This is a genomic window from Micromonospora sp. HK10 (assembly GCF_000982955.1).
In the GTDB taxonomy this organism is placed as follows: domain Bacteria; phylum Actinomycetota; class Actinomycetes; order Mycobacteriales; family Micromonosporaceae; genus Micromonospora.
The window spans coordinates 1-23,185 of sequence record NZ_KQ058729.1 but is presented as its reverse complement, the minus strand read 5'-3'; the positions used below and the strand labels follow the sequence as shown (position 1 = coordinate 23,185).

General features: G+C 68.9%; 16 protein-coding genes and 2 pseudogenes. 10 read left to right on the top strand and 8 right to left on the bottom strand.

The genetic code is table 11. The features are described 5' to 3' along the window. The first annotated feature begins 9 nt into the window (after positions 1-9). From LQ51_RS08080 to LQ51_RS08065, 4 genes are all read left to right on the top strand, one after another. The gene (locus LQ51_RS08080) at positions 10-933 is read left to right on the top strand and encodes an arylamine N-acetyltransferase family protein (protein ID WP_052744778.1); all 924 of its coding nucleotides are present in this window, start codon (positions 10-12) and stop codon (positions 931-933) included. Beyond that, positions 920-1,489 carry an NADPH-dependent FMN reductase gene (locus tag LQ51_RS08075; RefSeq protein WP_046564063.1) on the top strand — a complete coding sequence of 190 codons (570 nt, stop codon included), beginning with the start codon at positions 920-922 and terminating at the stop codon, positions 1,487-1,489. The genes LQ51_RS08080 and LQ51_RS08075 overlap by 14 nt, the downstream gene beginning before the upstream one ends. 306 nt (positions 1,490-1,795) lie before the next feature. Then, on the top strand, positions 1,796-7,225 hold the full coding sequence (locus LQ51_RS08070) for a restriction endonuclease fold toxin (RefSeq protein ID WP_082159319.1): 5,430 nt from the start codon (positions 1,796-1,798) through the stop codon (positions 7,223-7,225). A 1-nt stretch (position 7,226) separates the two neighbouring features. Next, positions 7,227-7,625 (top strand): Imm7 family immunity protein, encoded by a 399-nt coding sequence (locus tag LQ51_RS08065; protein ID WP_046564062.1) that lies wholly within the window; start codon positions 7,227-7,229, stop codon positions 7,623-7,625. Between the two features lie 291 nt (positions 7,626-7,916). On the opposite strand, the pseudogene LQ51_RS08060 reads toward LQ51_RS08065, so the two are convergent. The 3 genes and pseudogenes from LQ51_RS08060 to LQ51_RS08045 form a co-directional block, all read right to left on the bottom strand. Then, a pseudogene (locus LQ51_RS08060) lies at positions 7,917-8,819 on the bottom strand (ATP-binding protein); the annotation flags it as partial. A 660-nt stretch (positions 8,820-9,479) separates the two neighbouring features. Next, a complete protein-coding gene (locus LQ51_RS08050; protein ID WP_046564061.1) occupies positions 9,480-10,127 on the bottom strand; it encodes a nucleotidyl transferase AbiEii/AbiGii toxin family protein in 648 nt (215 codons plus the stop codon). Between the two features lie 2 nt (positions 10,128-10,129). Continuing rightward, entirely contained in the window at positions 10,130-10,696 is a 567-nt protein-coding gene (locus LQ51_RS08045) for a hypothetical protein (protein ID WP_046564060.1), read from the bottom strand. A gap of 206 nt (positions 10,697-10,902) precedes the next feature. Between LQ51_RS08045 and LQ51_RS08040 the strand changes: the two genes are divergently transcribed. The 4 genes from LQ51_RS08040 (at position 10,903) to LQ51_RS08025 (ending at position 13,922) form a co-directional block, all read left to right on the top strand. Further along, positions 10,903-11,214, top strand: a complete 312-nt coding sequence (locus tag LQ51_RS08040; RefSeq protein ID WP_046564059.1) for a hypothetical protein — start codon at positions 10,903-10,905, stop codon at positions 11,212-11,214. Between the two features lie 6 nt (positions 11,215-11,220). Beyond that, on the top strand, positions 11,221-12,372 hold the full coding sequence (locus LQ51_RS08035; RefSeq protein ID WP_046564058.1) for a hypothetical protein: 1,152 nt from the start codon (positions 11,221-11,223) through the stop codon (positions 12,370-12,372). 126 nt (positions 12,373-12,498) lie between these two features. Then, complete coding sequence (locus LQ51_RS08030; protein ID WP_046564057.1) at positions 12,499-13,080, top strand: RNA polymerase sigma factor; 582 nt, start codon at positions 12,499-12,501, stop codon at positions 13,078-13,080. Then, a complete protein-coding gene (locus LQ51_RS08025) occupies positions 13,077-13,922 on the top strand; it encodes a hypothetical protein (protein ID WP_046564056.1) in 846 nt (281 codons plus the stop codon). The genes LQ51_RS08030 and LQ51_RS08025 overlap by 4 nt, the downstream gene beginning before the upstream one ends. A 32-nt stretch (positions 13,923-13,954) precedes the next feature. Here LQ51_RS08025 and LQ51_RS33780 read toward each other — a convergent pair whose 3' ends face one another. Both LQ51_RS33780 and LQ51_RS33775 read right to left on the bottom strand, forming a co-directional pair. Then, complete coding sequence (locus tag LQ51_RS33780) at positions 13,955-14,212, bottom strand: hypothetical protein (protein WP_231605545.1); 258 nt, start codon at positions 14,210-14,212, stop codon at positions 13,955-13,957. Next, the gene (locus LQ51_RS33775; protein WP_231605543.1) at positions 14,212-14,514 is read right to left on the bottom strand and encodes a hypothetical protein; all 303 of its coding nucleotides are present in this window, start codon (positions 14,512-14,514) and stop codon (positions 14,212-14,214) included. Before LQ51_RS33775 ends, LQ51_RS33780 begins: the two co-directional genes overlap by 1 nt. A gap of 733 nt (positions 14,515-15,247) precedes the next feature. Here LQ51_RS33775 and LQ51_RS34485 point away from each other — a divergent pair. Continuing rightward, entirely contained in the window at positions 15,248-15,367 is a 120-nt protein-coding gene (locus tag LQ51_RS34485; RefSeq protein ID WP_223201434.1) for an IS3 family transposase, read from the top strand. Here the strand turns inward: LQ51_RS34485 and LQ51_RS08015 are convergent. Further along, positions 15,353-18,007, bottom strand: a pseudogene (locus LQ51_RS08015) (LuxR C-terminal-related transcriptional regulator); the annotation flags it as partial. The gene LQ51_RS34485 and the pseudogene LQ51_RS08015 sit on opposite strands and share 15 nt — an antisense overlap. 287 nt (positions 18,008-18,294) lie before the next feature. On the opposite strand from LQ51_RS08015, the gene LQ51_RS08010 reads away from it, so the two are divergent. Continuing rightward, the gene (locus LQ51_RS08010; RefSeq protein WP_369799830.1) at positions 18,295-21,747 is read left to right on the top strand and encodes a M28 family peptidase; all 3,453 of its coding nucleotides are present in this window, start codon (positions 18,295-18,297) and stop codon (positions 21,745-21,747) included. A 422-nt stretch (positions 21,748-22,169) separates the two neighbouring features. Here the strand turns inward: LQ51_RS08010 and LQ51_RS08005 are convergent, their stop codons facing one another. Together LQ51_RS08005 and LQ51_RS08000 are read right to left on the bottom strand one after the other, a co-directional pair. Next, positions 22,170-22,619 carry a hypothetical protein gene (locus LQ51_RS08005; protein WP_124778772.1) on the bottom strand — a complete coding sequence of 150 codons (450 nt, stop codon included), beginning with the start codon at positions 22,617-22,619 and terminating at the stop codon, positions 22,170-22,172. A 5-nt stretch (positions 22,620-22,624) separates the two neighbouring features. Then, complete coding sequence (locus LQ51_RS08000) at positions 22,625-22,972, bottom strand: hypothetical protein (RefSeq protein WP_091113588.1); 348 nt, start codon at positions 22,970-22,972, stop codon at positions 22,625-22,627. Positions 22,973-23,185: the final 213 nt, after the last annotated feature.

Genomic DNA, 23,185 nt, shown 5'->3' with positions numbered 1-23,185 from the left:
GAATGTGACATGACCCCTCGACAGGCTTCGCCACCGGGAGACACACGTTCCACGACCCATTGGCGGATCGACGCACTCGATGTCGACGCTTACCTGCGTCGGGTCGGTCACCGCGGGCCCACCGCACCGGACGGTGCGACGCTCCGCAACCTGCATCGGGCCCACATCGCCGCGATCACCTTCGAGAACCTGGACGTGATGCTCGGCCGGGGCGTCGAGGTGGACCTGCCGCGGGTGCAGGACAAGCTCGTCCACGCCGGCCGCGGCGGGTACTGCTACGAGCACAACGTGCTCTTCGGCGGGGTACTCCAGCACCTCGGCTACCGGGTGGACCGGCTGCTCGCCCGTACCGGCGACCCGGCCGAGCAGCCGCGCCCACGCTCGCACCTGGTCCTGCGGGTCGACGACGGCGACCAGGTGTGGCTGGCCGACGTGGGCTTCGGCTCCGGCCTGCTCGAACCGGTGCCGCTGGTCGAGGACGCCCCGCAGCGACAAGGCGCGTGGGAGTACCAGCTCCGGCGCGGCACGGACGACGCCTGGCGGCTGCAGGAGCGGACCACCGACACCTGGACCACCCTGCTGACCTTCACCGAGGAGCCGCAGTACCCGGTCGACGTCGAGGTCGCCAACCACAACACCTCCACCAGCCCATCCTCGCCGTTCACCCAGCAGTGCATCGTCGTCCACAAGGACGACACGAGGGTCCGGCGTCTCATCGGCCGCGACTACAGCGAGGAACGCCCCGGTGCCGCGACCCGCACCCGATCGCTGACCGACGAGGAGTACGGCGCCGTCCTCAACGCCGAGTTCGGCCTTGCCCTGAGCCCGCCGGACGTCCAGACCCTCGTCGCCACCCTCGCCCCACCCGGCGTAGACCGCCCCACCGCCCCGGACCTGGAACTCCGACCACCGACAGGAGATGACGATGCGTGACCCGTATTCCCTCTCCGTCATCACCGCCAGCGTCCGCGCCGACCGCATCGGCCCGAGAGTGACGCGGTGGTTCCTGCGCCACCTCGACCGGCACACCGACGCCGTCGTGGACCACCTCGACCTGGCCGAACTCGATCTCCCCGGCGACCTGGCCGGTGGTGGAGACGCCGAGCGGTTCACCAAGCGCGTCGAACAGGCCGACGGCTTCGTCGTGGTCACGCCCGAGTACAACCACGGCTATCCCGGCCCCCTGAAGACGGCCATCGACACGCCCTACGAAGAGTGGCGGGCCAAGCCCCTCGGATTCGTCTCCTACGGCGGTGCCTCCGGCGGTCTGCGCGCCGTTGAACAGCTACGGACCGTCTTCGCCGAACTGCACGTCCCCACCATGCGCACCAGCGTCCTGATTCCCAACGTGCACGACGCGTTCGACGACGATGGCGAACTGCGCGATCCCGGGCGCGTTGAAGCCGCCCTCGCCGAGATGGTGCGCCAGCTGAACTGGTGGGCCCACACCCTGGCAGCCGCCCGGGCGGACCGTCCGTACGACTGCTGAGCCCTCGCGCCCTCGTAGCCCAGGGGTGGAGCACGAGCGGCTGGTGTCCGCGTGCGGCGAGCAGAGCGGTGAGTGCCTCGACCTGTCGGGTCAGCACGAGACAGTTGCGGCCGCGCGCCACCGAACTACCGGATCCGTCGTATGCCCTGGACGGCCACACAGCGTGAACTCGCGCGTACGTATAGCACGGGATCGGCTCGGATGTAAGGCCTTACATATCCTCGCACTTCGATGGGAAGCTCCTGACTGGCTGGCTTTCCAGCGGCCGCATCGTCGATACCATCATCTGTCCACGGGGGACCGTTCATGCATCGATCGAAACACTTCAGCCTGCCCACGTTCGTGCTCGCGATGCTTGTCATGCTTCAAGTAGTCGGTGTCTCGCCGGCTGGAGCTACCACCGGCCAGCGCGGCTCGGCGGCCCGGCCGACCGCCGTGGTGCCGCCCGCCCGGCAGGTCCCGAAGCCACCGAAACCAATGACGCTGGCGGAGCGCCAGGCGCAGGTCGAGAAGCTGCAGAGCGCCCACCGGTCGGCGCGACGGAACGAGGCCCACAGCGCCACCGAGTGGGTGCGAAAGCGGCACGACGCGCCGGGCGGACATCGGATGACGGGGATGCGGAAATCCAGCCGCTCCGCCGCGATCGCCTCGTCCGCCCCCGCGAGCGCGGCCATCGGCCCGCCGTTCAATTTTGTGGTCCCCGGGGACTTCGAGCTGGACCCCGGCACGATCTATTGGGGCATCGACTGGGAGCAGCCAGCAAGCGCAGTCGCCTACCACATCACCGTCCATCGCGCTTCGGACAACGTCAAGATCGATGAGTACTGTTTCAACGCGGGGTTCCCGAGCTCCGCTGGCTCCTACGGGTGGTACATGACCCCCGAGCACGGCTACGTGCCCGGTGTCGGCTACTACGGGAAGGTCGCCGTTACGGCGAGCGGCACCGCACAGGAATGGAGCCTGGACTGGAGCTGTGGGACGGACTGGAGTGCCGAGGCGATATCGCCAGTTGTCGTGGCCCGGGGCGGCGCGTCGGTCCTGCCCGCGAACGAGACCCTGGGCTGCGGGCTCAGCAACGCCAGCGGCCGGCCGTGCTTCCAGGCGTTCCGGGGTGACCCGGTCAACACGGCGACCGGCGGGCTGAGCGAGTCCGTCGTCGATGCTCACGTGCCCGCACCGGGAGTGGACTTCCGGCTGGCCCGGACCTACTCGTCGGCCAGCAACGTTTCGGTCTGGCTCGGTCCACGGTGGGCGCACTCGTACCCGTTGTGGGTGAATGTGTCATCGGGCCGGGCGAACCTGAGATTGGAGGACGGTTCGTACGCCGTCTTCAAGGACCTCGGCGCGGGCAAGTGGGAAACCGCCTCCGCCGGAGTGCAGGCCACCCTCGCCGGCACCCTCGCCACCGGTTTGACACTCACCACGGTCGACCAGGAAAAGCTGACCTTTGACTCGGTGGGTTACCTGGCGTCCTGGAAGGACCGGTCGGGCATCGGGCTCAGCTTCAGCTATACCAACTCGAAGCTGACCGGTGTCACGGACGGGGCGGGTCGTACCCACACCTTCGCATACGACGCGACGTCGGGCCGGCTGAACCGGGTCACCCTCGCCGACGGCCGGTACCTCGCCTACACCTACGACAGCGGCAACCGGCTCGCCACGGTGCGCGACCTCAACGGTGGCATCACGAAGTACACCTATGACGCTAGCCAGCGACTGAACAGCATCACCGATCCGCGTAACAAGCTGGTGATGCAGACCACCTATGACTCGTCCGGCCGGGTCATTCAGCAGACCGACGCCACCGGCCACACCACCCAGCCGACATGGGGCAGTTCGGTGGCGAACTTCCCGGACAACAACGGTGGCATCTGGACCGACATCTACAAGGGCAGCGTGCTGACCGAGCAGATCGATCCGCTGGGCAAGGTGACAGCCTACGAGTACGACTTCAACAAACCCAACCCAACGCTACGACCGATCAAGATCACCGATCGGAACAACCACGTCACCACGATGACGTACGACACCCGGGGCAACATGCTCAGCCGGAGCTCACCGACCTCGGTGGGGATCGTCGAGTCGTGGACCTACGACGCGGCGAACAACGTCACCTCGTACACGGATGGCCGTGGAAAGAAGACCATCTACGGCTATGACGGACAGGCGCGGCTGCTGACCGAGACCGATCCGCTGGGCGGCAAGACCAGCTACACCTACACCACGGCCGGGGACGTGAAGACGGTGACCACCCCCGCCGGGCGGGTGACCACCTACGGGTACGACACGGCCGGCAACGTGACGTCGATGACCACACTGGGTGGCCGCAAGACGACGTACACCTACGACGCCGCCGGGCGGATGCTCAGCAGCACCGACCCGCGCGGCAATGTCACCGGCGCGGACCCCGCCAAGTACACCACCCGCTACACCTACGACGGTGCCGGACGCATGCTGACCAGCACCGACCCCGCCGGCCGGGTATTCGCCTACGGCTACGACGCCAACGGCAACCAGACCAGCGTCACCGACCCGGACAACCACGTCACCACTTACGTCTACGACAACGCGAACCGGCTGACCGACGTCACCAATCCAGCGGGACACACCCGGTCCACCCGATACGACGACGCCGGGAACATCACCTCCACCACCGAGGCGACCGGCGCGAAGACGACTTACCACTATGACGCCGCTGGCCGGCTGCACCACGTCGTCGGGCCACGCGGCAACGCCACGGGTGGGGACCCGGCCACCGACACGACCAACTACGGATACGACAACGAGGGCTATCCGACGTCGGTCACCGACCCGTCCGGCGCCGTGACGGAGACCAAGTACGACGACGTCAACCGGCCGACGCAGGTGATCGACCCGTTGCAGCGGATCACCAAGTACGGCTACGACAAGGCCGGCAACCAGACGTCGGTCACCGACCCGAGCGGCGCCGTCACCTCCTGGCAGTACGACGACACCGGTCGGCTCGACGCGACCATCGACGCGCTCACCAAGACCACCAGCTATGACCACGACCCGGACGGCCTGCGTACCCACGAGGTGAACCCGCTCGGCCACACCACCACGTGGAAGTACGACAACGACGGCCGCCTCGAATCGATGACCGATCCGCGTGGCAACGCCGCCGGCGCCACGGCTGCCGACTTCACCACCTCCTTCCAGTACGACGCGGCCGGCAACCGCACCAAAATCATCGACCCGTTGGGCCGGTCCACGGTGACCGAGTACGACGCGAGCAACCGGCCCACCAAGGTCTTCGACGCGAACAACCACCCCACCGCCTACGAGTACGACAGCCTCGGTCGAGTCCAGAAGGTGACCCCGCCGAACCATCCGGCCACCTCGTTCGGTTACGACCTGGCCGGCAACCTGGACACGGTGACCACGCCGATGGGCAAGATCTACGACTACGACCACGACAAGTCCGGTCGGGTCACCGCCGTCAAGACACCCGGCGGCCGGGTCACCGGATACGCCTACACCTGGGACGGGTTGGTCGACACGATGACCCTCCCCGCCGGCAGCATCAAGTACACGTACGACCGGGCGGGTCGCACGACGAAGGTGGACTACAGCGACACCACCCCGGACCTCACCTACACCTACGACGGCGCCGGGCAGATCAAGACGGCGAGCAACGGAACCAGCACCGCGACCTACGGCTACGACACCGCCGGACGGGTGAACAGCATCGTCCGCGGCGGCAAGACCTTCGGGTACGGCTGGAACAAGAACGGCCAGTTGGAGCGACGCACCCTGCCGGACGGGCGGGTGCAGAGCTACACCTGGCGTGACGACCACCGGATGAGTGGCACGAAGCTCACCAGCGACGCCACGAGTTGGCAGGTCAGCTACGGCTACGACGTGGCGGGTAACCGGACGAGCGTCACCCGCCAGGGCGGCCCGTCCAGCGCCTACACCTATGACCGGGCTGGCTCGCTGACCCGGGTGGCGCACACGTCGGGCAGCACGATGCTGGTCAGTCAGGACGTCACCCGAAATCTGGCCGGCGCGCCGGACACGGTGACCACCACCCGGGGCGGGAGCACGTCCCGGGCGATCTACTCCTACGACGACATCGGCCAGGTCACCCGGGTGTGCCGGCCGGCTGCGGGAACGACCTGCGCCGCGACCGATCAGCAGACCAGCTACGGGTACGACCACAACGGCAACCGCAAGAGCAAGGTGACGACGCAGTCCGGTAGCACCAGCACCACCACCTACGCCTACGACGACGATGACCGGCCGACCGGCCGGACCGTCAATGGGGCGACCACGACCCTGACGTACAACGCCAACGGCGCGCTGGCGACCGAGGTCGGGCCAGGCGGCACCACGACCTATGGGTACGGACTCGACGCCAACCTGCGACGAGTCCAACCGCCGACCGGGCCCGTCGTCGGTTACGACTACGACGAGGATGGCAACCGGATCGGCCGGACCGTCAACGCCTCCACCGACGCCACCTGGACGGTCGACACCCTCGGCCTGCCCACCCGGGTGGAGGAGAAGAACGGCTCGGGCACGCTGACCCACAAGTGGTGGGAAGAGCCACAGGGGCAGCTGGGCAGCGCCATCGCCGACACCGTCGCGGGGACTCCGGCCTGGCTGCTGGACGACTACCAGGGCTCGGTGACGGACCTGGCCAACGCCACCGCCCTGACCGGTAGCGCCACCATCGATCCGTTCGGTGAGGTCGTGACCAGCAGCGGCACGTACGCCAACAACCCGCTGCGGTTCCACGGGCAGTATCTCGACCAGAAGAACGGGCTCTACGACGTGCGGGCTCGCGACTACGACGCGGGCAACGGTCGGTTCACCACGCCGGACCCGGTGCCGCAGGCGCTGGGGACCTCGTTCACCCAGACCTACCACTACGGGTACAACCGGCCGACGGTATTGAGCGATCCGACGGGGCAGTGCGCGATCGTCTGTACGGCGATCATCGGTGGCATAGTCGGCGGGGCCGTGGGTGGTGTGGACTGCTGGCTCAGCGGCGACGACCGCAACACCTGCATCAAGAAGGTGGTCGTCGGCGCGGCGGCCGGTGCGCTGACCGGTGCCACGATGGGTATGGCCGGGGGTGCCGGCACCGGCTTGTACGGCGGGCTGGCCGCCGGCTCCCAGTCAGGCGTGCGGCAGGTCGCCACCTCCGCGATCGTCGGTGGCTCGGGAAGCGCGCTGTACGGCTCCGGAGTGGCTGCCTGGACGGGCCAGCCGTACAGCTACAGCGACGCCGGGCAGGACTTCCTCTGGGGAGCGGCGTTCGGCGGCGTGGGCGGCTACCCGGGTAGTCGAGCGGGCGGGCTGCTGAACGGCGCCCAATGTCCCGGAGTGCCCAGTGGCGGCTTCCCGAAGCGTGCCTACGTCGGGCGGACGCCGACCGAGCTCATCGACGTCAACGTGCATGATCCCGCGGCGATCGCGCTCGCGGCTCGAATCGGCGGGCGTCCGTCGGTGAAGTTCGAGCCTCGTGGCCGAGAGTTCGACGCGGTGAGCCAGCGCTACGTGGCGCAGTCCAAGCCGGCGAACTACAAGATGGGCTCGGACTTCCGAAACCAGGCCAAGGCGACGTTCGAGAAGGCTATCGAAACCGGGCGAGTGCCATACTTCCACTTTGAAGGGCCACCCGCGGGTGGAGTGCTCAGGAAGCTGCACGAATACGGTGTCCGATACGGCATCGAGCCCGTCATCGACACCAGACCGCTCGGAGGGTGACGTGTACGAGTTCCACGGATGGTTTCGCCTCGCGCAGACCACCGAGGAGTCAGACACTGGCCAACTCAACGCCATCGTCGACGAGGTGAACGAGATGATAGCCGGGTTGGACTTCCCGACGAATGTCTCGGCGGAGGTGACGGTACTCAACGGGGAGTACCACCTGCTCCTGCACGGAGTGGCGAACCGACGTCGGGACGAGGCGGCGGGGATGCGCCAGGTGCTCGAGTTCGTGGCACGACGGCTACCGGGCTCCTATGGCCTCCTCTATGAGAAGGACGAGGAGATGCCTGTTCCTCCCGGACCGAATGCGTTCCTGGTCCACGTCATGGCGCGGGGTGACATCACCGAACGCCTCGATCCGTTCCTGTCACCGCTGCATCCCGTCGTGGAGGACTGATTCCTAGGACCTGTCCCTCAGGTGCCAGGTCCGTGGGCGCATCAAACCATCATCAAGGGCTTGACCTACTACCAGTCGGTCAAGCCCTTGATGATGTGCGCCGGCGCGGCCGGCGGCCGGCACCACCCTCGGGACGCGTCGGGCCAGCGCTCCGAACCCGGGTTCGTGTGCTCGGGGTGTGGTCCTGGGCTGGGAGAACGCCGGTCCGGGGAACGGGGTGGACGCGGGCCACTCCCTGCCATCCCAGGTGAACCCCCAGGTCGCGAGACTGGGCCCTCGCGCCCGGCGGGCTCAGTCTGTTGTCGAGGCGGAAACCTGCCACAGGGCGCTGACCGGCATTGCGCGGAGCCTGTCGCCGAACGGCAGCGTGGAGGTTCCGGTGTAGAGGACGATGCCGGCGATGAAGTCCTCGCTGAGGCGGTCGGCGAGTCGGCGTAGCCCGCGGAAGTCGTCGGGTCCGACGGTGGTGGCCGCCTTCACCTCGATCCCGACCACCTGGCCGGATCTGTTCTCGAGCACCGCGTCGACTTCGTACCTGCTCTGGTCGCGGTAGTGAGAGAGGTCGACGGGCTGCTCGGACCAGGTGAGCTGGCGGGAGAGTTCGGACAGGACGAATGACTCGAGGAGTGGGCCGAACGGTGCGCCCGGCCGGAGCAGTGCCCGGGCGTCGGCCGCGGTCTCGTTGGCGGCGATGCCCGAGTCGACGAAGATCAGTTTGGGCGCGGCGGTGGTGCGGGTGCCCAGGTTGCGGGACCAGCCGGGGATCCGTTTGACCAGGAAGATCTCCTCCAGGGCCTGGAGGTAACGGGCGATCGTCGGCCGGCTCAGTCCGAGGGCGGATTCGAGGGAGTTGGCGGTGATAATGGTCGCCGACCTGGCCGCGAGCAGGCGTACCAGCTTGCGTAGCTCGCCCTTGTGCCGAATGTCGGACAGTTGCCGGACGTCGCGGTCGATGAGCGCCTGGACGTAGGCGTCGAGGAATCGTTGGCGGCGGCGTGGGTCGGTGCGAGTGGTGGCCTCGGGGAGGCCGCCGCGTACGATTCGGGCCGCGTAGTCGGCGCGGGTCACATCCGACTCGTGCCGCAGCTCCGGGCCGAGCGCGAAGACGGCGTCGACGAATCCGTCCGGCGCTGCGTCGAGTTCGCCTTGGGAGAACGGCCAGAGCTCCACGGTCTCCATCCGGCCAGGCAACGCGTATTTTCGATCTGCGAGGCTCAGCCTTTCGATTTGCGGCACCAGTCGCGTTCGCTATGCGGGGGATCTGGTGTTCGATATGCGGGCCACGTGGGCGGGGACGTTCGTAGGAAGGGGTCCACCGCTACGCCGCGTTGCTGCGGGTCGCGGCGAGTTCGGGGAAGGCTTCCTCCCAGCGCTGGCGGAGCTGGGGCGGCAGCCGGAGGGTGGGCCAGAGTCGCTGGAGGATCGAGGAAGCCACCGTCGACACGGACGGTCACGAGGACGAGCGTGTCGGCCTGTTGGCCATGATCGAGGAGCATCTGGCGGTGCCGTCACCACCACCGTCCTCGGCGTCGAGGTGGCTCGGGCTGTAGTCCTGGGCTGGGCGAACAGGGGGCCGGGGAACGTGGGTGAACGGGGGCCACTCCCTGCCACCCCAGGTGAACCCGCAGGTCGCTAGACTGGGCCCTCGCGCCCTCGTAGCTCAGGGGATAGAGCAACGGTTTCCTAACCCGACGGTCTGCCAGCCTCCACAGGCCGATGACGTGCGGCTTTCCTATCGTCCCTCGTTACGTGCCGGTCGCTTCGCGGGCTCGCTGCGATCGCTTGCCGACAACCAGCTGGAACGTTGTGGAACCTGTGGGTGCAGGCTTGTCGTAGTCGCGAGTCGAGGCCGAGTCATCCTTCCTCGTCGCCGAGCAGGTCGCGGCGCCACTCTGCAAATCGGCTTCGGAGATCGCCCAGCGCTGCGCCGGTGACGCCGTACTGGGCAAAGTCGTCGGGGTCGAGCTGGGCGGCTTGTCCGAGGGCATCGGCGAAGATGCGCGGGTCGAAACCACGGTCGGCGCGCTGCGCGAGGGCGAGAAGGGCGTTACGGGTGTAGCGGCCGGATCGGAGGGTAGCATCGATGTCGATGAAGTCCCGGGCGAACGCCCGCCCGCAGAGTGCGCTCATCTTGTTCGCGACCGCGTCGTCGGGGTGCAGTACCGGTCCGATCGCCATGAGGATCGGTTCGTTGGCGCGCCAGTCCACGCCGAGTTCGACCTTTGAAACCCGCGCGCCATCGGTGACGGCCAGCCGGGCGAAGGTGTCGTACTGCCGCTCGGTCTCGACGGTGAGGCCGTCGCCGCGGTAGGCGTGCACGACGGCGACGACCGCGGCGGTGAACTCGTCGCGGCGGTCCCACGCGGTGAACAGGTCGATGTCCTCGCTGGGCCGCTCGACAAGCCCGGCTGCCTGGACCGCGTAGCCGCCAGCCAGCGCGAAGCCGTATCGATCGGCCGCCGCGAGCCCGGTACGGGCGAGGCGTTCGTGGAAGGGGTCCACCGCTACGCCGCGTTGCTGCGGGTGGCGGCGAGTTCGGGGAAGGCTTCCTCCCAGCGCTGCCGGAGCTGGGGCGGCAGCCAGAGGCTGGGCCAGAGCCGCCGGAGGAGATCGGCGTCGAGCCAGGTGTTCAGATCCTCGACGGTGCTGGCCTCAGTGAGTACCACCTTGTACATACTGGCCAGGCGTGCGGTCCGGTTCAGGTCGTACTCGGCCTGCCCGGACCAGTCGAGGTGACGCGGAAGCGACACCGTGCCCTCGGTCGGTCCGTGCAGTGCGGCCAGGGTTTCGGCCACCACGTAGGGCCTCCGGTCACCGTAGGGCCGGTAGTCCGCCGGCGGCTGGGGTGCCGTCCTGCGTCGGCTGATGTTGGTCGCCCGTCGGACCTCCGGTCGGAGCGCCTGACGGATGGTCTCTCGGCTGTAACCGGTGACCCGCTGCAGATCCACCGGCCGCCACCCGGCGGCGTGGAACGCCCGCAGCTGCTCGTCCCGTTCGGTCAACGCCTGCGCCCGCGTCGCCTCGTACCGGGAGACAACCGCGTGCAGCTCATCCTCAGAGAACCGGCCCATGCCCCTCAGCCTACTACGCTAGGCCCAGCATGCTTGGCGTCGGATCGTATCTCTGTGACAGGCGGGACCAGTCGTGGTGATGGCGGTGGAATGGGCTCATGTTCTGGTGAAGCCGAGGGCTCGGTATCCGGGCATGCGGCGTGGAAGTGAGGCGGCAAGGATGGGTGCGGCCGGGTCGTTCGGCACCGGTCCGCTATCCTCCGCCGATGGCATCGACGGGCAGCGCCGCGCTGGAGGCGATGATCGAGGAAGCTACTGTCGACACGGACGATTACGACGATGAGCGCGCCGGCCTGTTCAACATGATCGAGGAGCATCTGGCGGTGCCGTTCACCACCACCGTCCTCGGCGTCGAGGTGACCGTGCGCAAGATCGACCTGACCGCGGACAGCATCGTCGCGGTCTGCACCCGAGGCCACCACCGGCAGAAGATTGATCTACTCGACCTGCCGCTACCCACCCCCGCGCCGGACGGTGCCGGGTGGATCGACGCCTACCGGCACTGGGCCGGAAGGTAGGCCACGGTGAGCGAGTACCAGTACTACGAGTTCACCGCCGTCGACCGGCCCCTCACCGGCCGGGAGCGGGCCGAGCTGCGGTCGCTCTCCACCCGGGCCGACATCACCGCCACCAGCTTCGTCAACACCTACGAGTGGGGCAACTTCAAGGGCGACCCACGCACGCTGATGGAACGGTACTTCGACGCGCACCTGTACCTGGCGAACTGGGGCACCCGCCAGCTCATGCTGCGGCTACCGAAGAACGTGCTCGACCCCGCCACCGTCGCCCGGTACTGCCAGGGTGACAGCGCATCCGCCTGGACCGCCGGCACGCACGTCATCATCGACCTGCACGACGAGGACGAGGACGGCACCGACGAGTGGGACCTCGACGGCCACGGCCTGCTCGCCTCGATCATCCCGGTCCGGGCCGGCCTCGCCGCCGGTGACCTGCGCCTGCTCTACCTGGCCTGGCTGCGCTGCGTACAGTCCGCCGAGATCGCCGACGACGAGCCTGAACCGCCCGCCCCGGACGGACTGGGCAGCCTCGACGCGTCCCTCACCGCCGTTGCCGAGTTCCTGCGCATCGACCCCGACCTGATCGCAGCTGCGGCGGCCGGGTCGTCGCCGGTCGCCTCCGGTGAACCGACCGCCGCGCAACTACGCACCTGGGTCGTCGGACTGCCCGTACGGGACAAGGACGGCATTTTGGCCGACCTGATCACCGGCGGCGACAGCCACCTGCGCAACCGACTCCTGCGCCGCTACCGCGACGCGCATCCCACCGACGCGTCCACCCCGACGGCCGCCCGCACGGCCGGGGAGCTACTCGCCACCGCCGCCGACCTGCGCGCCGAACGGGAACGCCTCGACGCCGAGCGGTGCGAACGCGACCGGGTTCGCAGGGAACGGTCCGCCGCAGCAGCCCGGCAACGGCACCTCGACACCCTCGCGAGCGACCAACCCGCCGCATGGCTGCGGGTCGACGAACTCATCGCCACGAAGAAACCCGGCGAGTACGACACCGCTGTACAACTCCTCGTCGATCTGCGCGACCTTGGCGAACGCGACGGGGACAGCTCATCGTTCCGAGACCGGTTGGCCGAGTTGCGGGCGGTGCACGCCCGCAAGCCCAGCCTGCTCGAACGCCTCAACCTCGCAGGCCTCGACACCTGACGCTTGGATCGCCGCCCGGTGAGCTGGCCACCGTCGCCGACGCGCGCCGTGGCCAGCCCTGAGATCAGCCTTCAGCTATCGATGGCCGATCTGCAACAGATCCCGCGTTGGCGGCCATAGTGTGGTGTGAGGCATCAGGTACGGCCGTCGGACGAGGATCTGTGGACCTCGATCACCGCCGGTGATGAGTCGGCGTTCGCTCGGCTCTTTGACCGGTTTTCCCGTCCGGTCTACAACCACGCGTTCCGGCTGACTGGGTCGTGGTCGACGGCCGAGGACGTCACCCAGGCGACGTTCCTCGTCGCGTGGCGCCGCCGCCACGACGCCCGACTCGTGGACGGATCGGCGCTGCCGTGGTTGCTGGTCGTCGCCACCAACGCGGTCCGCTCCGAGTGGCGGTCGGCGCGCCGGTGGCTGGCGCTGCAACGGCGCCTACCGGCGGAGCGGTACGCCGATGGTGACCTCGCCGAGGAGGTTTCCGCGCGGCTCGACGACGAGCGGCGGATGGCCGAAGTCCTCGCGGTGGTGCGCCGGTTGCCATCGGCCGAGCGGGAGGCGGTGGCGTTGTGCCTGTGGTCCGGCGTGTCGTACCGCGACGCGGCAGCCGTGTTGGGCATCAGCGAGGTAGCGGTGCGGTCCCGGGTCAGTCGGGCGCGCAGCCGCCTGGCCCGCTTGATGCCGGGGGAGATTCAGGAGGGGAACCGGTGAACGACATTCTCGACCTGCCCGTTGAGCGGGACCTGCCACCGGGGGCGGCGCGCGCGATGCGGGCCCGGATCCTCGGCGTCGCGAGCCGGCCTCCCGCGCGTACCTCACGACTGCGGATCGCCATGGCTGCGGCGGTGCTGCTGGCCGTGGCGTCCGGTGCCGCGGCGGTGGTGTGGGGCCGGCCGGAGCGCTCGACCGTGCAGGTGTTGGCCATGGGAGCCGGGGAGCTGTCGCCGACGCTGCAGGATGCGGCCGAGCGGTGCCTGCAGTGGAACTCCCCACAACGACAGACCCGCCAGGCTCCAGGGGAGCGACCCGTTCCGGTGTCCCTGGCCGACCTGGCGGTGGCCACGGAGCGAGGTGACCGCGCGCTGGTGTTGTTCATGAACGACGTCGGCTACGCCACCTGCGACGTGGAAGGGGCGGGCACGGCCCGGGAGTCCGGCGGGGGCGCCACTGAGCCGTGGCCGCACGGTGCCTGGCTGCCCGGGCCGGTGCAGCGGCTGCTGCTGACCTCCACCGAGTTCGACGGTGGGGACGTCAGCGTCAGCGGCCGGGTCAGCAGCCGCGTCCACCGGCTCGTGCTCGATCACGGCGACGGCCACGCCACCACAGCACGACTTTCCGCAGGCGCGTTCGGCCTGATGACCAGCGACGCCAGACTCAAGGCCGGCAACGACCCTGAACTGGTCAGCTACGACGCCACCGGGACGGAGATCGACAGGCGTCCGTTGTTCCGGGCCGAGGACCAACTCGAGCATTGCTACGCGGGCCCGGACGGGAAGCGGATCTACGGCAAACCGACCAGCGACTGCCGTCCCGCCGAGACGTGGGGGCGTTAGCCATGATCGGAGGCTGCCCGGGGCGTGGGTCGTCACTCGCGGGTCAGCCCCGGTGGCAGCGCGTCCTCGTCGGGTCGGAGCTGGCCGGCGTTGGCCACAGGGTCGCACTCCAGGGTGTGGATCAGCGACTCGCGGCCGCCCAGGCAGGTCCAGGTGTCGTCCCAGAGCGCGGAGACCAGCCATGACCGGTCGGCGGGGAAGAGCAGATCGGGTAGCGCGCCGTGAGTGTGGCGGATGTGACCACCGGTCCGCCAGGTGAGGGCTTGCTCGGGGCCGGCCTGGACCAGCACTACGGCCAGCTCCAGTAGCGGAACACCCTCGGGGCGTGGCGAAAGACGACGTCGTGGGCGCCGTTGTCGAGGTAGGCCAGCCACCACGGCTGGTCGGGCGTGTGCGTTATGAGGTCCTCGATGAGAGCCTGCTCGTAGGCGGCGGCGGTGACGTCGTCGGTCTGGTACGTGGTGGCGTAGGGGTCGAAGACCGGCGGGATGGCGGTGGTGATCGAGACGCCGGCCGTGGCGTGACCGGCGATCCAGTCCACGTCGGCGGCGACGCCGACGTGCCAGTCCCGCCCGTCCTTATTGACCTGCACACCGCTATTCAAGTCGCTGTCCCGGTCGTTGGCGTAGGAATCAGGCCGGTCTCGGAGCGGCGGCCGGCGACCAGCCGTCATCGGCCACCCTGCCGTACGCCTGCCCCGCGCTCGGTGGAGCGCTGATGCCGCGCAGGTCTCGCACATCGTGTCCGAGGTGCCGGCTAACGACGCGGCAGGCTCGAGGTTGCCGCGCCCGCAGGGCCGGGAGTGGGGGATGGCTGTGTGTGTTCTCCAGCGGATGCCAACCCGGGTGAACCGGTGCCGACACGGGTCACCCCGGCCGGCCGCCGGTCGCAAAACCGGGGTTCGTGTGCTCGGGCTGTAGTCCTGGGCTGGGCGAACAGGGGTCCGGGGAACGTGGGTGAACGGGGGCCACTCCCTGCCACCCCAGGTGAACCCGCAGGTCGCTAGACTGGGCCCTCGCGCCCTCGTAGCTCAGGGGATAGAGCATCGGTTTCCTAAGACCGTCATCTATGCATGTCGGTAGGCCGACTGCCTGCGATTCAGCCGTTCATTACCTCTGTTTGTTGGTCGCATTGGATAGCTGCTGCGCTCCGTTGCTGGCGGTTACAGTAGCAAACCGGCCGCCTCTGTTGCTTTTTGTGTCAACTTTCTCGATTCTAAATCCTCGTCACGGCATTTTGCGACTTGACGTAGCGAGGATGCTGTCCGGGGAAGCACGTGCGATCCTCGCCCAACCCGCTCCTTTACGCCGCACGCCGAGTTACGCCTGGGCACCGGAGTCGGAAGTGGGCGCAAACGCGTTGCCAGGCTGATGCGCCAGGCCGGGCTGCAGGGCTTCTGCCGGCGCTGCCGTCAGGGCTGCAAGGTGCGCGAGTTGGACGCGTGAGTGGATGCCGAGCTTCCGGTAGACGCGGGTGAGGTTTGCTTCGACTGTTTTGACACTGATGGTGAGGGCGGTGGCGATGTCGCGGTTGGTCGCTCCGCTGGCGGCGAGCTCGACGCAGCGCTGTTCGGCGGAGGTGAGGCAGGGGAGCGTACTGCTGTGCGCGGGGACGGGCTCCAGTTGGTGGAGGGTGCGGGTGGCGGCTTCGATCCAGGGGTGTGCCTGGTGCGTGCTGAAGAGGTCGGCGGCGCTCTGCGCCGCGGTGCGGGCGCTGGCGCGTCGGCGTCCGCGTCGTTCGGTGTGGCTGAGGGCCAGGAGGGTTCGACCGTGTTCGATGGGCAGGTGGCGGAGGTGGTCGGCTGCTGCGGTGAGGAGGTCGGCGGCCGCATCGTAGTTGCCCAGGGTGGCTTCCAGGAGTGCCTGGGAGCGGTCGAGCACGGGGAGGACGCAGCTTCTATCTAGATCAGTCGCGGTGCGACGGGTATCGGTCAGCAGTTTGCGGGCTTGGTCGAGGTAGCCGAGGGAGATGAGGGCTTGGGCGAGGTCGGCGTGCCAGCGCAGGACGGACGGGTCGCGGACCTGCTGGCGCTTCTCAAGCGTACGGACCTCTTCCAGCGCCTCCAGGGCTTCTTTCGGACGCCCGGTGACCAGGAGAAGATGTCCGAGGACGAAGAGGTTTCGGGAGAGGAAGACTTTGTTGTCCTCCCGGCGGGAGGTGTCCGCCCCGCGGCGTGCGTGAGCGAGGGCGGAGTCGGTGCACGAGGCGGTGCCCTCGACCAGGGCGGAGGTGTAGCACGTTGGTGCGGGGTCCAAGGCGGCTCTGTCGGTAAGCGACAGGGCGCGGCCGGCGTAGTCGAGGGCCAGTCCGCACCGTCCGGCGCGGATCTCGACTTCGGCGAGGCTGCGCAGGACATCCACGGTGGCTTCGGCGTCTCCGGTCCGCTCGGCTTCGACGAGCAGAGGCAGCAGTGCGCTGCGGGCTTCGTCCAGACGGTCGTCGAAGATGGCGTGCCGGGCGGAGAGCTGTTCGGGCCTGGCGTTGACGGGGATGTGAGTGCTGCGTGGCAGGGACAGGGCGTGGCCGAGCGTGGTCTCGGCTTGGGGGCGGCCGAGGATGCGTTGGATGCGGGCCTGCATCGTGAGGGCCATGGCGGTGGTGGCGGTGTCGCCAGCGCTCCGGGCGAGGCTGGCGGCCCGGGCAGCCTGGGCGCACGCCCGGTCGGGATCGCCGTTGACGTTGGCCCAGATCGCCTGGCGGACGAGGATCTGCGCGGTCAGGTCCGGATGTCCGGCCGCTTCGTGAAGTGCGTCGGCGAACAGCTTGTCGCCGTTGTACAGGTGCTGTCCGCCTGAGTCGATCAGGGCGATGAGGGCGTTGACGCGGTTGGCGGGGCTGCTGTCGTGGTTCAGGACGAGGCGGACGGCAGCCTGGCCGCGGGGCAGGTCGCCGTTGTGGGCGGCGTCGCGTACGGCGGTCAGCGCCCGTTCGGTGAGCAGGTCGGCGTCGGTCTCCGGGGTACGTTCGGCGGCGAGCAGGGAGAGCTCGGCCGCTAGTGCGGGTTCTCCGCGCAGCCGGGCGCGGGCGGCGGCGCGGTCGGCGCAGTCGGCCGACTGCGGGTCGTTGGTGTCGGCCGCCAGCGTGGTGTGACGGTCGCGGCGGATGCTGTCGCGGCTGGCTTCGGCCAGGCGGGCGTGCAGGAGCCTGCGTGTGGCGACCGGCGGTCGGGCCGCGAGTTCGGCACCGATCGCGGCGGCGGCGAACCGGATCTTCCCGTCGACCTGCCCGATGTTGATCAGTCCGGCTGCCTCGGCCTCTGCGAGAAGGTTTTCGGCGGGCGGGCCGGCGAGGCGGCTCAGCAGTTCGCGGTCGGGCCGGTCGTCGAGTGCGGCGACCGTCAACAGTTCCTGAACTTCGGCCGACACAGTGCCCAGCCATTCGTTCACCAGTCGGCGGGCGGCCGGCGGCAGGACCAGGTCGTCTACGAGACCCTGAGCGGCCGGCAGGTCGGTGGCGCGGCTGCGGGCCCCGGCGAATGCGAGGGCTAGGGCCGGGTTCCCTCCGCTGCGGATGTGGGTCTGCGTGACCTCGTAGGGGGTTAGCCGGTACGGCGACAGCAGGGTTGCGACCTGATCGGGTGTCAGCGCCGGGATGCGTACCGCACAGGGGTCCTCGCCGCACCAGTGGCCTTCGCTCCCCGGGCGCCAGATTCGCTCTGCGGCTATGACGGGAAGGTCGGGAGCCAGGCGCAGTGCCCAACGCAAGACGGCCGCGCTGGCCGTATCCAGCCACTGGGCGTTGTCCACCACCAGTGTCAGAGGCGGGGTGTCCAGCAGCAGGGTGGCGGTCAACCGGCGCAGCCGTAGAGCGGTCCCGGCGGGATCGGCAGAGCCCGGCACTCCGACGGCCTTGTCGATTCCGGTCGCGAGTTCCCGCGCGGCCGGCAGCGGTTGGAGGGCCAGTGCGAGTTCGAGCAGTCCGGTGTAGGGGACCTGGGCGTCCTGTGGGCTCGGAGCCAGCCTTAGGACAGGCATGCCCAGCTGCTGCCCGAGTACACCGGCCGCAGCGGTCTTGCCGATCCCGGGCGGACCGAACAGCACCACCCGACGGGCGCCGCGCACGACGCCCGGTACCACCGGCAGCATGGTGCCGGTGGCCCCCTGATGCGCATTCACTGCCGTCGCAGAATCTGGCACCGGATCATAGTGCGCCCGACGGTCCTTCGCGCACCAGAGCAAGGGGTTGCCCTGATTTCGGCCAGCCTCCGCCGTTCCTAGTGTCATCGCCAAAGCCGAGCTGTCACCGGTTGCCGGAGATCCCATCAACACGGGCCCTGCTGCCACACCCCTCAACCCATCTCGGCGGGAGGATTGCGATGTATCGAAGAACTGCCATGGCGGCCGCTGTCGCGGTTGCGCTTACCCTGGGCACCGTGACCGGGGTGGCCACCCAGTCGACCGCAGCCACCCCGCCCCCTACACCCACGGTTGCGCAGAGCCCGCTGTCGCTGGCGATCTCTGCAGCCGACCGCGCTGCCGACGGCGGTCACGACGCGCTGGCGAAAGGCCCCTTCGAGCAGTACGACCGTCGCATGGTGATCCCGTGGGTGGACGGCCTGTTCTCCATTGCCTACGAGCGCACCTACCGGGGCCTGCCGGTGGTCGGCGGCGACGCCGCCGTGCTCGCCGACGGCCGGGGCGCCATCCGGGCGATCTCGGCCGCCACCAAGACGAAGATCAACGTCTCCGTCGTGCCGACGGTCGCCGCCGACCGCGCCGAGCAGACCGCCAAGGGCCTGCTCACCAAGGTCGACCGGGTCGAGTCGCGCACCCTTGTGGTGCACGTCAAGGACAGCACCGCACGACTCGCGTGGGAGGTCGTCGTCGCCGGGCGCACCGCCTCGGCGCCCAGCCACCTGCATGTCTTCGTGGACGCGCGTAACGGCCAGGTGCTGGCCAAGCAGGAGGACGCCGCGGCCGGTTCCGGCACCGGCAAGTGGAACGGGCCCAGCCCGTTGTCGATCACCACGTCGCAGTCGGGCAGCACGTACTACCTGCGCGACACCACGCGCACCGGCCTGAACTGCCAGGACTACAGCACCAGTACCGTCTTCTCCGGCGCGGACGACAGCTGGGGCAACGGGGTGGGCACCAGCAAGGAGACCGGCTGCGTCGACGCACTGTACTCGGCGCAGAAGGAATGGGACATGCTGTCGGCCTGGCTGGGCCGCAACGGGCACAACGGCAACGGTGGCAGCTGGCCGATCAAGGTCGGCCTGAACGAGCAGAACGCCTACTGGGACGGCTCGACGATCACGATCGGCAAGAACTCGGCAGGCAACTGGATCTCGTCGATGGATGTGGTGGGTCACGAGTTCGGCCACGGCCTCGACCAGAACACCCCCGGCGGCACCAGCTCCGAAGCCGGCCTCGGCGAAGCCACCGGCGACATCTTCGGCGCCCTGACCGAGGCATACGCCAACCAGTCCAGCGCCTACGACGAACCCGACTACCTGGTCGGTGAGGAGATCGACCTCGTCGGCAGCGGCCCGATCCGCAACATGTACAACCCTTCGCTGGTCGATGGCCACCCGAACTGCTACTCCTCGTCGATTCCCAACACCGAGGTACACGCGGCCGCAGGTCCGCTCAACCACTGGTTCTACCTGCTCGCCGAGGGCAGCGCGCCGGGCGGCGGCAAGCCGAACAGCCCCATCTGCTCGGGCGGCCCGTCGTCGGTCACCGGCGTGGGCATCCAGTCCGCCGGAAAGATCTTCTACGGCGGCATGCTGCTGAAGACCTCCGGCATGACCCACAAGAAGTACCGCACCGCGACCCTGACCGCCGCGAAGAACCTGGACTCCTCGTGCGTCCTGTTCAACCGGACCAAGGACGCGTGGAACGCGGTCGCGGTCCCGGCCCAGACCGGCGACCCGACCTGCACCGCGACCAGCACCGACTTCTCGATGTCGATCAGCCCCACCTCGGGCGGCGTCAACGCGGGCTCCTCGGTCACCGCGACGGTCAACACCGCCACCGTCTCCGGCAGCGCGCAGACCGTGTCGCTGACCTCCTCCGGCGCCCCGTCCGGGGTCACCGTATCGTTCAGCCCGACGTCGGTCACCTCGGGCGGCAGCTCCACGATGACGGTGGCGACCACGTCCGGCGCGGCCGCGGGCACGTACACCATCACCGTGACCGGCACCGGGTCGGTCACCCACACGGCCCAGTACACGCTGACGGTCAACGGCGGCACCCCCGGCGGCACCGCCCCGGACATCAGCGTGTCCAACGTGCAGGCGCACCTGACACAGCTCAACACCATCGCCACCAACAACGGCGGCACCCGCCGCTCGACCGGCAACGGCTACCTGCAGTCGGTCGCCTACCTCAAGGGCAAGCTCCAGACCGCCGGCTACACCGTCACCGAGCAGCCCTGCACCTCCGGCTGCACCAGCGGTGCAGGCCCGAACCTGATCGCCGAGTGGCCGGGCGGCGACGCGAGCAACGTCTACATGTTCGGCGCCCACCTGGACAGCGTCTCGGCCGGTCCCGGCATCAACGACAACGGCTCCGGCTCGGCGGCGCTGCTCGAGGTCGCCCTCGCGCTGGCCGCGCAGAACCCGACCATGCTGAACAAGGTCCGCTTCGGCTGGTGGACCGACGAGGAACAGGGCCTCAACGGCTCCAAGTTCTACGTCAACTCGCTGACCAGTACCCAGCGAACGGCGATCAAGGCCTACTACAACTTCGACATGATCGCGTCGAAGAACGGCGGCTACTTCATCAACAACATCACCTCGACCGCGTCGCAGCCGATGAAGGCGTACTGGGACTCCCTCAGCCTGCAGCCGGAGGAGAACGTCGAGGGCCAGGGCCGTTCCGACGACTACTCGTTCCAGAACGCGGGCATCCCGACCTCCGGTTACGCGATGGGCGCCAGCGCCACCAAGACGTCGGCCCAGGCGTCGAAGTGGGGCGGCACCGCCGGTCAGCCGTACGACTCCTGCTACCACTCCTCCTGCGACACCACCAGCAACATCAACGCCACCGCCCTGGACCGGGCTGCCGACGGCATCGCCTACACGCTGTGGAACCGGGCGGTCGGCACCTCGACGCCGACCAACGACTTCTCGATCTCGGCCAGCCCCTCGTCGGGCACCGTGAACGCGGGGTCCAGCACCACGACCACCGTCGGCACCGCCACCACCTCGGGCAGCGCCCAGACGGTGACCCTGACCGCCAGCGGCGCCCCCACGGGCGTAACGGTCTCGTTCAGCCCGTCGTCGGTCACCTCCGGCAGCTCGTCGACCGCCACCATCGCGGTCGGCTCGTCGGTGGCCGGCGGCACCTACACCATCACCATCACCGGCACGGGTTCGGTGTCGCACAGCACCACGTACACGCTGACCGTGACCGGCGGACCGGGCGGCTGCACCGCCGCCCAGCTGATCCTCAACGGCGGGTTCGAAAGCGGCACCTCGCCGTGGACCGGCTCCACCGGCGCGATCGGCACCTCTATCGGGCAGGTGCCGCGCAGCGGCACCCGGTACGCGTGGCTCGGCGGATACGGCTACACCGCGACCGACGCCATCAGCCAGACCGTCACCATCCCGTCGGGCTGCACCAGTGCGGTACTGACCTACTGGCTGCACATCGACACGAACGAGTACGGGGCGCTCGCCTACGACGTGTTCACGATCAAGGCCAACGGCACCACCGTGGCGTCGCTGTCCAACATGAACGCTGCCACGGGCTACACGCAGCGCACCGTCAACCTCGGCGCGTACGCCGGCCAGACGGTCACGCTGACCTTCACCGGCACCGAGGACGCCTACCTGCAGACCAGCTTCGTGCTGGACGACGTGACCCTGCAGATCGGCTGAGTTCAACGGCAGGGTGGGGCGCTCGCCCCACCCTGCCGCAGGTCCTGCGCCCCTGTTCCGCTGCCGGACCGGACCTTAGCCTGAATCCGTGGATTGGATTCTGGGTGCGTTGTCGGGTTGATCTAGCCGATTGGGGGTGTGATGGATCCGCTGGCCCTGGTCTCCGTAGAACGCCAAGTAACCCGGCTCCGCCTTGACCTGGCGAGAGGCGAAGTCCATCGCCTCCGGGCGCAGATCTGCCCAACCTCGCGGGAAGCGGCCGTACCGGTCGTAGAACCTCCGCAACAGCGCGAACCCGGCCGTATCTCGCCATGCTTGGACGCAACCAGGTCCAGCTCAGCAGGGACAAGGGTCCAGTGCTCGACCAGCTCGCCGATGCTCAGAGGAGATCGACTCACAGCGGTCAACCACCGTGGCAGCGATCAGGGACCGCGCAGACCCCCAAAAAGATCAACTATTTGGCCCCTGGTCGCAAGATCGGCGTGGTTGGTCGTGAAGGGCCCGTCGGCGTGTGACCAGGTCCAGCGAAGCCGTCGGTGGGTCAGCCACGCACTAGCCTGGCCGGCGAGGTCGCGGTGCCGGCGCTGGGTCCTGTTGGTGTCGCCGCCGTCGGTGGTGAAGGCGAGCAGGGCGTAGCCGCCGGGGATGCCGGCGTGGGGCTCGCCGGGGTGCCGGCTGCCGTCGACGGGGAGGTGCACGCTGGCCAGGGCCGGTGCGCCCTGTCCGGGCAGGGTTTGCAGCATGTGGACGCGGCCGTGGTCGACCAGGTGCCATCGGCCGTCCAGGGGCAGCCTGAGCACGGTGCGGGCGTGGGCGAACAGTTCGTAGGCGTCGACGGGGTCCTGCACGACGAGGGTGGTGGTCGCGGTCATCGTGGTCACCGGGCCCAGATCGCCAGGGCTGCGGTGGTGGCGGCGCCGGCGTACCCGGCGAGCAGCAGCGGCACGGCGCGGGAGATGGCGGTGTACTTGGCCCGTACGGCGCGGGAGAGCCACCACAACTCGCGGGCGCGTGCGAGGGGGGCGGTCTGGGCTCCCGGGTCGGTGTCGCCACCGACAACGCGGACCAGGACGTCCTGGGCGGTGTCGGTGTCGGCGTAGGCGACGAACCCGAAGTCCCCACCCCGAAATCCCGGTACGCGAAACCCGCGTCCGGCACCGGTGGGGCTACTGAACCGCCGAAAGCCCTTGCGGCAGGGCTGGCGCCGCGCGCCCTTTATGGGCATCACCGCACGCTCTTCCGCGCTCGTCGAAGAGGGTCGATGCCCACCGAACTCGCACATCGTGTCCGGGGTGTCTGTCGGTGACGGCGGCAGGCTGAGGTTGCCGTGCCCGTTGGGCCGGGAGTGGGGATGGCTGAAGTGTGTTCCGCCGTGATCGTGGCTGACGTTCGAGGTGCCAACCCCGCTCCCCCCGCCGGTTGCGTCCGCTGGAGTGGT

Coding starts and splice junctions, on each gene's coding strand:
- LQ51_RS08080 (WP_052744778.1), top strand. CDS start 10: ATGACCCCTCGACAGGCTTCGCCACCGGGAGACACACGTTCCACGACC.
- LQ51_RS08075 (WP_046564063.1), top strand. CDS start 920: ATGACGATGCGTGACCCGTATTCCCTCTCCGTCATCACCGCCAGCGTC.
- LQ51_RS08070 (WP_082159319.1), top strand. CDS start 1,796: ATGCATCGATCGAAACACTTCAGCCTGCCCACGTTCGTGCTCGCGATG.
- LQ51_RS08045 (WP_046564060.1), bottom strand. CDS start 10,696: ATGGGCCGGTTCTCTGAGGATGAGCTGCACGCGGTTGTCTCCCGGTAC.
- LQ51_RS08040 (WP_046564059.1), top strand. CDS start 10,903: ATGGCATCGACGGGCAGCGCCGCGCTGGAGGCGATGATCGAGGAAGCT.
- LQ51_RS08005 (WP_124778772.1), bottom strand. CDS start 22,619: ATGACCGCGACCACCACCCTCGTCGTGCAGGACCCCGTCGACGCCTAC.
- LQ51_RS08000 (WP_091113588.1), bottom strand. CDS start 22,972: ATGCCCATAAAGGGCGCGCGGCGCCAGCCCTGCCGCAAGGGCTTTCGG.